The organism is Treponema sp. R8-4-B8, from assembly GCF_054786175.1.
In genome coordinates this window covers 1-430 of sequence record NZ_BDHE01000456.1, presented here as the reverse complement: position 1 = coordinate 430, position 430 = coordinate 1, and the positions used below count along the sequence as shown (strand labels likewise).

The window sequence follows — 430 nt, the reverse complement described above, 5'->3', positions numbered from 1 at the left end:
CGGTATCCCTGGCCCATGTCATCGCGTACTGCCCCGTGGCCGTTGATCCCGGGCGGCCTATATAACGGCTGTCCATGCCGTCAAGGGCGTTTGGTTTCCAGATGGAAAATATACGGACAAAATTGGTATAGTCAACTAATACGGCCTTCAGTATTTCGTCATACCTGTCCCGACGCATTTCCGCCGGCAGGGATTCATATTCGCCCATTACATTCGCAATCCCGCGCAACATCTGTAAATAGCCGTCTTCCCTGCCTTTCCAGAACTGCGCCCGTGAGGAAGTCAGATTCTTGAGGCTTTTTATGCTCAATTCAAGGCTGAATTTTGACGCTTGCCGCAGAAGCATTACGGCAACTCCGGAAATTGCGATCATCATAATGGCGATCACAAGCAGGCTCAGTTTGATTTTAATTTTCATTTCTTTTCTCCT

The 430-nt window shown here is 49.1% G+C and carries 1 pseudogene; it reads right to left on the bottom strand.

Annotation, left to right across the window (positions count from 1 at the left end):
• Positions 1 to 418: pseudogene (locus ACYVRA_RS09225) on the bottom strand (methyl-accepting chemotaxis protein); the annotation flags it as partial.
• Positions 419 to 430: the final 12 nt, after the last annotated feature.